Origin of the sequence: Kitasatospora sp. NPDC001547 (assembly GCF_042894165.1) — a bacterium.
Lineage (GTDB): Bacteria > Actinomycetota > Actinomycetes > Streptomycetales > Streptomycetaceae > Kitasatospora.
On the sequence record NZ_JBIAVL010000002.1, the window covers coordinates 55227 to 64426 of the forward strand.

Below are 9200 nucleotides of genomic sequence, written 5' to 3' on the forward strand. Positions count from 1 at the left end.
GAATGTTCGAATCGGGCCCACGATGCGGACCACGCCGAAACCTACCGTGATCATGCTGTGACCAGGAGTCGTTCCGGTTCGGTTCCGACAATGCCCGAGGGTAGGGGTTTGTCCGAAACCGTGCCGTTCGGCCAGTGGATCACCGCGTAGGTTCACAGGTGTTCACTCACCTGGACTCTCACGGAGGAGCCCCGATGGCCACTGCCACCACCTCGATACCGCGCCGCGCCGTCCTCGCCGACCTGCTGCCCGCCGCCTCCACCCGCCTCGGCACCCAGGTCCGCGACCTGGCCCTGGTGGCCGGCGGCGCCGCGCTGACCGGCGTGGCCGCGCAGCTGTCGGTGAACGTCCCCGGCTCGCCGGTGCCGGTCACCGGCCAGACCTTCGCCGCCCTGCTGGTCGGCACCGCGCTCGGCGCCCGCCGCGGCGCCGCCTCGCTCGCGCTGTACCTGCTGGCCGGCATGGCGGGCACGCCCTGGTTCGCCGAGGGCACCTCGGGCTGGGCGGCGCCCTCCTTCGGCTACGTGCTGGGCTTCGTCCTCGCCGCCGCCGTGACCGGCGCGCTGGCCCGCCGCGGCGCCGACCGCAGGCCGGTCGACACCGCCGTCGCCATGGTCCTCGGCAGCCTCGCCGTCTACGCGGTCGGCGTCCCGTACCTGGCCGTGTCGCTGCACGTGTCGCTCGCCCGCGCCGCCGAGCTAGGCCTCTACCCGTACCTGGTCGGCGACGCCCTCAAGGCCGCCTTCGCCGCCGGCGCCCTGCCGCTGGTCTGGAAGCTGCTCGGCCGGCGCTGACCCGCCCGACGCCGACCCGCCGGCCGGCCCTTCCCGGCCGGCCCGCCCCGGCGGCGCCCCCGTTGTCGGGCCCGGGCGCACGCGCATGCCACACTCATGGCATGCGCGTGTACCTGGGCTCCGACCATGCCGGATACGAACTGAAGAACCACCTCGTGGAGTGGCTCAAGGAGGCCGGCCACGAGCCGGTCGACTGCGGGCCGCACATCTACGACGCCGAGGACGACTACCCGCCGTTCTGCCTGCGCGCCGCCGAGCGCACCGCCGCCGACGAGGACGCCCTGGGCATCGTGATCGGCGGCTCGGGCAACGGCGAGGCGATCGCCGCCAACAAGGTCAAGGGCGTCCGGGCCGCGCTGGCCTGGAGCGCGCAGACCGCCGAGCTCGGCCGTCAGCACAACAACGCCAACGTGATCTCCATCGGCGGCCGCATGCACTCGCTGGAGGAGGCCACCCGGTTCGTCGAGGTCTTCCTCGCCACCCCGTACAGCGGCGAGCCCCGGCACACCCGCCGGATCGAGATGCTGAGCGAGTACGAGACCACCGGCGAGCTCCCGCCGATCCCGGCCCACCACCCGCAGGGCTGATCCCGCCACCCACCCTTCCCGACGGCCGGCCGCACGCTCCGTGCGACCGGCCGCCGCCGTCCCGGGAGCGCCGGCAGGCCGCGCGACGCGCCGGAGCCGCCCCGCTCCACCTGTGGGATCGGCCACAGGCCCCGGCGCGCGGACACCCCCGCACGCGCGGCGCACACGCCGTCCGCACGGTTCGTACGCCCAATCCGCGCACGCCTCCTGACGGCACGCCCGCAACCGTCCCGATCGGCCGAAACCCGCTGGACACCCCGCGCTCCGGCGTCCGTGCCCGCCCCCGGCCCGTCGACGCCGGGCGGTACCCGTGGATAGGGTCGGACCCCATGGCTGGCAGAGCGCCGGGCACACCGCCCCACACGACTGCGACGAGGCCCGGCGCCGCCCCGGCGTCGGAGTCCGTGACGGCCCGGTTGCGCAAGAGGCTCCGCCGGGTCCGCCGAAGGCTGCGCACGGCCGGTGTGGACTACTTCCGCGGCGGCGCCGCCGACTGGCCGGTGCTCTGCGCGCTCGCCCTGCTCGTCCCGCTGCTGATCCTGTTCAACATCTGGATGCCCGACTGGGCCCCGCCCACCTCCCTGGTCCTGCCGATCCTGGCGGGCGCCCTGCTGCTGCGCCCCGGCAGCCTGGTGGTGCTCTACGCGCTGGCCGCGCTCGGCCTCTCCGCCGAGTCCGTGATCCACACCGGCCAGCGGGTCGCCAGCGACAACCCCGAGGCCTACGTCTACGGCGTGACCCCGGGTGCCGCCCTGGTGGTCGGCGCCGCCGGGGTGGGCGGCCTGCTGCTCGCCCAGTTCCGGGCCCGGGTCGGCGTGCCCTGGTGGGGCGGCTCCACCATGCTGTTCGACCTGCGCGAGCGGCTGCGGGTGCAGAGCCGGGTGCCCGAACTGCCGGACGGCTGGCACGCGGACATGGCGCTGCGCCCGGCCGGCGGCCAGTCCTTCTCCGGGGACTTCGTGGTCGCCGCCCGCACCGGCCCCGGCCAGCGGCTGCTGGAGGTCGTCCTGGCGGACGTCTCCGGCAAGGGCATGGACGCCGGCTCCCGCGCGCTGCTGCTCTCCGGCGCCTTCGGCGGCCTGGTCGGCTCGCTGCCCGCGCACGACTTCCTGCCCGCCGCCAACGGCTACCTGCTGCGCCAGTCCTGGGAGGAGGGCTTCGCCACCGCCGTCCACCTGGTGCTGGACCTGGACACCGGCGAGTACGAGCTGCTCTCGGCCGGGCACCTGCCGGGCATGCAGCGGCTGGCCGGGGAGGGGCGCTGGGAGGTCAAGCAGGCCGAGGGCCCGCTGCTCGGGATCTACGACGGCGCCAAGTTCGAGGGCGTGCGCGGCCGGCTGAACCGGGGCGACGTCCTGATGCTGTGCACCGACGGCATGGTCGAGGCGCCGGGCCGGGACCTAGGGGAGGGCATGGACCGGCTGATGGGGGAGGCGGACCGGCTGGTGCCCGGCGGCGGCCCGGGGACCGGCACGGGCGCCGCGGGCGCGCTGATCGAGACGGTCGCCCGGGACATCAACGATGACCGCGCCGTGCTGCTGCTCTGGCGCGACTGACACCGGGTCCGGGGCACATGCCGAGGGCAGCGGCAGCTGTCAAGCCTGGCAGCTGATCTTCAGCCAAATCGGACGCCCCGTCGACTGACCGGACCAGCGGCTTCCGTTCCCCGCCCCGGTCGTCTTCCGGCCGCTCAGCACGGCCCCGCCGACGATTCGTCAGGACCGCTCCGCTATCGTCCCGGTCGGCGGAAACTCGTCTCGCATCGCAGGATATCGGCGTTGGGCCGACTGTCAGACCTTTACGCAATCGGCACGGTCGACCACACTGAGTCCGGGCGGGACTGTTCAGGATTCGGGGGATGGGGGGCGGCACGTGCGGCACGACAGGCAGCGGGCGACCGTGGGCTCCCTCACCGGCGGTGTGCCGGACGGTCCGCGATTCCGCCTCGGGACCGTCGGACAGGCCGGGGTCCGGCTTTCGCAGGTGCCGCCGGGCGGTGGCACCCCGCTATGAAAACGAGGAAGTGAGTCCGGGTGGCACTCTCCGTCTCCGCTCTGGTCCTGTTCGCGATCCTGTGCATCATCTTCATCCGCAACAAGCAGATGAAGATCCCGCACGCGATCGTCGCCGCCCTCTTCGGCTTCATGCTGCACGAGACCACCGTCGCGACCTCGATCAACTCCCTGCTGGCCAACCTCGCGCACAGCATCTCCAGCATCACCGGCGGCTGACCGGGGCGGGGCGGCCGGGCGGGTCACAGGCACCGGATCCCGAGCGCCTGGAGGCGAGCGGGCGGGTCACAGGCACCCCGAGCCGAAGGGCGCGCCGGTGCCGAAAGGGAGAAGCGAGGGGGCCCGAGGGACGAGGGCATTGGAGCGCCGACCGTCGGCACCGGTTCCCGAGCGCCTGGAGGCGAGCGGGCGGGTCACAGTCACCGGCCGGCCCGTCTGGCCTCCCGCCAGCGAGCGAGCAGTCCCCGGGGGCGAGCCGCCGCCGGGGCCGGGACACGTATCGGTGCGGGTGCCACGGCACCCGCCGGCGCGGCCTGCCCCGGTGCCGCCGGCTCGGCCGTCAACAGGACGAACAGCCGCGCCCAGCACAGCCGTTCACCCCGCGGCCAGTCCAGCGCGCGCAGCGCCGCCGACGCCGCCTCCGAGACCTCGCCGTCCACCCGGACCTCGGCGACGTCGTCCCCCGCCTTCCCGCCCAGGAAGAGCTTGACGCCCACCGGCCCGGGCCCGGTCACCTCCGTGCGCAGCGCGGGCGACAGAGCCGGCAGCACCCGGTGCTCGGCCAGCCAGCGCGCCAGGTGCTCGTTGCCGAAGCCGAACACCGCGGCCGGCCCCTGCACCGCGTGCCAGCCCGGGAGTTCGGGCAGGTCCGGGTGGTCGGCGTGGACCCCGCGCCGCTCCGCGAGCTCGACCAGCACCGAGGCGGTGGTGGTCGCCCACAGCTTCACCGCGTTGGCGAGCTTCTCCTCCTCGGTCTGGCCGAGGCCGGGCGCGCAGTCCCACACCACCGGGGCGTCCGCCCGGCCCAGGTGCAGCACGAAGCCGAGGTCGACGTGCCCGGCGCCGTCGTCCCCGGGGTGCTCGCGGACCGCCACCGCGGTGGTGCCGGGGCCGCGGACCACCTCGCCGTCCAGGCGGAACACCTGGCCCAGTCGCGCCATCTCCCGGACCACACAGAGCTGAATGACGGCCAGTCGCTCCTGCGCACGCACCGGGACTCCTCCACCTCGGGAGCGCGGCGGCTGAGCTCGCGCTCGAACCGCGCTCGAACGCCGCCGAGGCTATCGGCCCGACAGCCCGCCGGGAAACCGTCCGGACGCCGCGGCCCTCCGGTCGCGGAAATGTCTTGAATGCCCCATTTTGGGCAGCGGAACCTGAAGGCCGTCCGCCCGGAGGACCCGCATGCCCCGCACCACCGCCCCGCCCCCGCCCGTCCTCCTCGCCCCCGGTCCGCCGTTCGGCCCCGCCGGCTCCGGGCTGGTCGCCGAGATCGAGGCCTACCTCGCCTCGCTGCCCGCCCCCGTGCGCACCCCGGTGCCGTACGTCTGCCTGTACGGCAGCACCACGAGGCCCTGGCAGGCCGGCCACCCCGAGCCCCGGGCCACCCTGCTGGACCGGGCGCTGGGCCGGCCGGCCCGCCCCGTCCCCGTCGGCGTGGCCGACCACCTCCGGCTCGCCTCCCGCTACATCGGGGCGCACGGCTGGCTCCAGGGCGCGATGTGGGACGAGGCCGGCCGGGTCTGCCTGCTCGGCGCCCAGGCCGCCGTGCTGGCGCACGGCTACGGCACCCCGGCCACCGTGCGCACCGCCCGGGTGCAACTGATGGAGGTGCTGCACGCCACCGGCCGCCCGGCGCGCTCCCCGGACGAGTACAACGACCGCCCGACCACCCGGGAGGGTGACGTCCACCAGCTGCTGGACCGCGCCGCCGCCCGGGCCGCCCGGCTCGGGCTCTGAGCGCGCGGGGCCCGGAAACGCCGACGGCCCCGGTGTGCTGGGCACACCGGGGCCGGACCGGAGAGCGGGCGACGAGAATCGAACTCGCGTGACTAGTTTGGAAGACTAGGGCTCTACCATTGAGCTACGCCCGCACGACCTTCCCAGCCGTCGCCGGCCGGAAGTTCGGGGGACAGCGTACCTGGTCCGGCCGCCCGAGTGCACACCGATTCGGACGGCGCACCGCGCACCGCACCCCGCACACCCCCCTTCCGCGCCCGCGCGGAACAAGTCGGCGAGCCGTCCAGGCCCGGCGTGTACGCTTCCTCTCGGCACCACGGGGTGTGGCGCAGTTTGGTAGCGCGTCCGCTTTGGGAGCGGAAGGCCGTCGGTTCGAATCCGGTCACCCCGACAGTGCGGCAGGGTCTCGCCCACCGGGGCGGGGCCCTGTTCTGTATCGGACCTGCACGGCGGCGGTACGGTGGCGCCTGGCGTCCGCCTTTCGTGGTACCGGTAGGATGGGGCGCTGGCGGTAGTCCCTGTGGCGTCAACCCAGGTCGACCGCACGAGGGCGAGGAGTCAAGCTCACCGTCCACCCCACGGGAGATGCAGCTCCAACCGCCCATCGCCCGTCTCGTCCGCCCCCCTTCCGGCTCCGGCCGGGTGACGGGGACGGGCGGAGACAACCCGACCGCAAGCCCATAGGAGACCTAACCGTGAAGAGCGCCGTCGAGACTCTGAACCCGACCCGGGTTCGACTCACCGTCGAGGTGCCCTTCGAGGAGCTCAAGCCCAGCCTCGACGCGGCGTACAAGAAGATCAACCAGCAGGTCTCGGTCCCGGGCTTCCGCAAGGGCAAGATCCCGAACCGGGTCATCGACCAGCGCTTCGGCCGTGGTGCCGTGCTGGAGGAGGCCGTCAACGACGCCCTGCCGCGCTTCTACACGCAGGCCGTCGACGAGGGCAAGATCGAGGTCCTCGGACAGCCCGACATCACCAACATCGAGGGTGTCGAGAAGATCGCCGACGGCGGCGACCTCAAGTTCACCGCCGAGGTGGACGTCCGTCCCGAGGTCACCCTGCCGGAGTTCTCCTCCATCGAGGTGACCGTCGACCCGATCGCCGTCTCCGACGAGGACGTCGAGAAGTCCCTGGAGCAGCTGCGCGAGCGCTTCTCCTCGGTCAAGGACGTCGAGCGCGCCGCCGCCGCCGGCGACATCGTGGTCGTGGACCTGGTCGCCAAGGTCGACGGTGAGGTGCCGGACGACGGCACCGCCACCGGCGTCAGCTACGAGATCGGCTCCGGCCGCCTCATCGACGGCATCGACGACGCCGTCGTCGGCCTGTCGGCCGGCGAGGAGAAGACCTTCGAGACCGAGCTCAAGGGTGGCACCCAGGCGGGTAAGACCTCCGAGGTCACCGTCACCGTCACCGCCGTCCAGGAGAAGGAGCTGCCCGAGCTGGACGACGAGTTCGCCCAGCTGGCCAGCGAGTTCGACACCCTGGAGGACCTGCGCGCCGACTCCCGCAAGCGCCTGGAGCGCATGAAGGAGTACGACCAGGCCACCCAGGCCCAGGAGAAGGTCCTGGACGCGCTGCTCGCCCTGGTTGAGATCGAGTACCCCGAGAAGCTCCTCAAGGACGAGGTCGAGACCCGCAAGCACAACGTGGAGCACCACCAGCTCCAGCCGATGGGCCTCACCATCGACGCCTACCTGGAGACCCAGGGCAAGACCCGCGAGGAGTGGGACGCGGAGATCGAGGAGCAGGCGAAGAAGGGCATCAAGACCCAGTTCGTCCTGGACCAGATCGTCGCCGACGAGGAGCTGGGTGTTAACCAGGAGGAGCTGACCGAGCACCTCATCCGCCGCGCCGCCGGCTCCGGCCTCACCCCGGACCAGTTCGCCCAGCAGGTCGTCCAGGGCGGCCAGGTTCCGCTGCTGGTCGGCGAGGTCGCCCGCGGCAAGGCGCTGGCCACCGTGGTCGAGGCCGCCAAGGTCGTCGACACCGAGGGCAACGAGATCAACTTCGACGACGAGGACGAGACGGGCGACACCGTCGAGGCCGTCGAGGCCGCCGCCGAGGAGAAGACCGAGGCCTGAGTGCCCCGGTAGCCCCTTCAGGCCGCATCGGGCCCGGACGCCGTACGGTGTCCGGGCCCGCTGTCGTCCCGTCCGCGGCCGCCGCGACCCTGCGCTCACAGCGAACAGTTCTGCGTGAGGGATTCTGCGGCCCGGCCTGCGCGTTAGGGTCCTTGGACAGCAACAATCACGACGTGATACCCGGAAGCTGTGCGCCCGGTGACGGCCGCGGAGCGACCGTCCAAATCGACTGAGCAGGTGGCTAAGTGACGTTCCCGCAGATGCAGATGCCTGGCCCGATGGTGCCGCACGCCGCCGCTGGTGACGTGCTCGGCGGCCTTGGCGACCAGGTCTACAACCGGCTGCTCAACGAGCGGATCATCTTCCTCGGCCAGGCGGTCGACGACGACATCGCCAACAAGATCACCGCGCAGCTGCTGCTGCTGGCCGCGGACCCGGACAAGGACATCTTCCTCTACATCAACTCCCCGGGCGGCTCGATCTCGGCCGGCATGGCGATCTACGACACCATGCAGTACATCAAGAACGACGTCGTCACCATCGCGATGGGCATGGCGGCCTCGATGGGCCAGTTCCTGCTGACCGCGGGCGCCCCGGGCAAGCGCTTCTCGCTGCCGAACTCCACCATCCTGATGCACCAGCCCTCCGCGGGCCTCGGCGGCTCCGCCACCGACATCCGGATCCAGGCCGAGCAGCTGCTCCGCACCAAGAAGCGGATGTCCGAGCTGATCGCCCACCACAGCGGCCAGTCCTTCGAGCAGATCACCGCGGACTCCGACCGCGACCGCTGGTTCACCCCGGAGGAGGCCCTGGAGTACGGCCTGATCGACGCGATCATGCACAGCGCCGCGGACGTCCCCGGCGGCGGCGGCACGGGCGCTGCCTGAGCCTCGGCCCGGCCCGCGAGACCCCAGCCCCAACGCCCCGGAGGACAAGGACCCCCATGAACATCCCCAGCCTGTCGGCCGCCAAGGCCCGCGTCGAGGACATGCGTGCCGAGGGCCGCTACATCGTCCCGCGCTTCGTCGAGCGCACCACGCAGGGCATCCGCGAGTACGACCCGTACGCCAAGCTGTTCGAGGAGCGCATCATCTTCCTCGGCTCGCAGGTCGACGACGTCTCGGCGAACGACATCATGGCGCAGCTGCTGTGCCTGGAGTCGATGGACCCGGACCGCGAGATCCAGATGTACATCAACTCGCCCGGCGGCTCGTTCACGGCCCTGACGGCCATCTACGACACCATGCAGTACGTGAAGCCGGACATCACCACGGTCTGCATGGGCCAGGCGGCCTCCGCCGCGGCCGTGCTGCTCGCCGCCGGCACCCCCGGCAAGCGGATGGCGCTGCCGAACGCCCGCATCCTGATCCACCAGCCGTACACCGAGACCGGCCGCGGCCAGGTGTCCGACCTGGAGATCCAGGCCAAGGAGATCTTCCGGATGCGCGAGCAGCTGGAGGAGATGCTCTCCAAGCACTCCAACAAGTCGCCGGAGCAGGTGCGCGACGACATCGAGCGCGACAAGATCCTCACCGCCGAGGAGGCCGTCGAGTACGGCCTGGTCGACCAGATCATCACCACCCGCAAGACCTCGCTGACCTCCTGAGGCCAGCTCCCTCCCGGCCCGCGACCGGGTCGGAGGGGCCCGTCGGGGGGGGGGGGGGGGGGGGGGGGGGGGCGCCCCCCCCCCCCCCCCCCCCGCCCCCCCCCCCGCCCGGCCGGGGGGGGGGTTAAGAGAAGCGGGGCGGGGGGGCGGGGGCGGGGGCGGCG

The 9200-nt window shown here is 72.8% G+C and carries 9 protein-coding genes and 2 tRNA genes; 9 read left to right on the top strand and 2 right to left on the bottom strand.

Translation table 11 applies throughout. The annotated features are described in order from the left end of the window. The first annotated feature begins 194 nt into the window (after window positions 1-194). From ACFY0X_RS03020 to ACFY0X_RS03035, 4 genes are all read left to right on the top strand, one after another. Window positions 195-794, top strand: coding sequence for a biotin transporter BioY (locus ACFY0X_RS03020; protein ID WP_387748174.1), 600 nt, complete (start codon window positions 195-197; stop codon window positions 792-794). A 101-nt stretch (window positions 795-895) separates the two neighbouring features. Further along, a complete protein-coding gene (locus ACFY0X_RS03025) occupies window positions 896-1381 on the top strand; it encodes a ribose-5-phosphate isomerase (protein WP_387748176.1) in 486 nt (161 codons plus the stop codon). 416 nt (window positions 1382-1797) lie between these two features. Beyond that, window positions 1798-2937: a PP2C family protein-serine/threonine phosphatase gene (locus ACFY0X_RS03030; protein ID WP_387748178.1), complete on the top strand. Its 1140-nt coding sequence runs from the start codon at window positions 1798-1800 to the stop codon at window positions 2935-2937. A 477-nt stretch (window positions 2938-3414) separates the two neighbouring features. Then, complete coding sequence (locus ACFY0X_RS03035; protein WP_387748180.1) at window positions 3415-3612, top strand: hypothetical protein; 198 nt, start codon at window positions 3415-3417, stop codon at window positions 3610-3612. Between the two features lie 200 nt (window positions 3613-3812). Here ACFY0X_RS03035 and ACFY0X_RS03040 read toward each other — a convergent pair whose 3' ends face one another. Next, window positions 3813-4604 carry a DUF6348 family protein gene (locus ACFY0X_RS03040; protein ID WP_387748182.1) on the bottom strand — a complete coding sequence of 264 codons (792 nt, stop codon included), beginning with the start codon at window positions 4602-4604 and terminating at the stop codon, window positions 3813-3815. A gap of 190 nt (window positions 4605-4794) precedes the next feature. Between ACFY0X_RS03040 and ACFY0X_RS03045 the strand changes: the two genes are divergently transcribed. Next, window positions 4795-5349: a hypothetical protein gene (locus ACFY0X_RS03045; RefSeq protein WP_387748184.1), complete on the top strand. Its 555-nt coding sequence runs from the start codon at window positions 4795-4797 to the stop codon at window positions 5347-5349. Window positions 5350-5412: 63 nt separating this feature from the next. Here ACFY0X_RS03045 and ACFY0X_RS03050 read toward each other — a convergent pair. After that, window positions 5413-5483 (bottom strand) — tRNA-Gly (locus ACFY0X_RS03050). Window positions 5484-5666: 183 nt separating this feature from the next. Between ACFY0X_RS03050 and ACFY0X_RS03055 the strand changes: the two genes are divergently transcribed. From ACFY0X_RS03055 to ACFY0X_RS03070, 4 genes are all read left to right on the top strand, one after another. Beyond that, window positions 5667-5740: transfer RNA gene (locus ACFY0X_RS03055), tRNA-Pro, on the top strand. A 304-nt stretch (window positions 5741-6044) separates the two neighbouring features. Beyond that, window positions 6045-7430 (top strand): trigger factor, encoded by a 1386-nt coding sequence (gene tig / locus ACFY0X_RS03060; protein ID WP_387748186.1) that lies wholly within the window; start codon window positions 6045-6047, stop codon window positions 7428-7430. A gap of 260 nt (window positions 7431-7690) precedes the next feature. After that, a complete protein-coding gene (locus ACFY0X_RS03065) occupies window positions 7691-8317 on the top strand; it encodes an ATP-dependent Clp protease proteolytic subunit (RefSeq protein ID WP_387749246.1) in 627 nt (208 codons plus the stop codon). 56 nt (window positions 8318-8373) lie between these two features. Then, window positions 8374-9036, top strand: coding sequence for an ATP-dependent Clp protease proteolytic subunit (locus tag ACFY0X_RS03070; RefSeq protein ID WP_387748188.1), 663 nt, complete (start codon window positions 8374-8376; stop codon window positions 9034-9036). Window positions 9037-9200 lie beyond the last annotated feature (164 nt).